This window comes from Nocardiopsis sp. CNS-639 (assembly GCF_000381685.1).
GTDB lineage: Bacteria > Actinomycetota > Actinomycetes > Streptosporangiales > Streptosporangiaceae > Nocardiopsis > Nocardiopsis dassonvillei.
Map to the genome: position 1 here is coordinate 2,213 of NZ_KB906867.1, position 298 is coordinate 2,510.

Genomic DNA, 298 nt, shown 5'->3' on the forward strand with positions numbered 1-298 from the left:
CGTGCCTTCATCGCCCCTGCGAGGGGTAGCAACTCAACGTCCAGGTGCGCACCACCGGGAACAAGCCCGGCCTTCATCGCCCCTGCGAGGGGTAGCAACAGGAGGTCTAGCTCCACCTCACGTGCATGGTGCTCGCCTTCATCGCCCCTGCGAGGGGTAGAGCAACACGTCGCGGGGCTTGATGCGGTACTTCATGGGGCTCGCCTTCATCGCCCCTGCGAGGGGTAGCAACACCGCTGGGAGAAGACCGCATGACCATCACCGAGTTGCCTTCATCGCCCCTGCGAGGGGTAGCAAC

Annotated in this window: 1 CRISPR repeat array. The window is 64.4% G+C overall.

Features of this window, described 5'->3' with window-relative positions:
* Positions 1-3 precede the first annotated feature (3 nt).
* A CRISPR array of direct repeats spans positions 4-297; the repeat unit is 29 nt; unit sequence GCCTTCATCGCCCCTGCGAGGGGTAGCAA.
* Position 298: the final 1 nt, after the last annotated feature.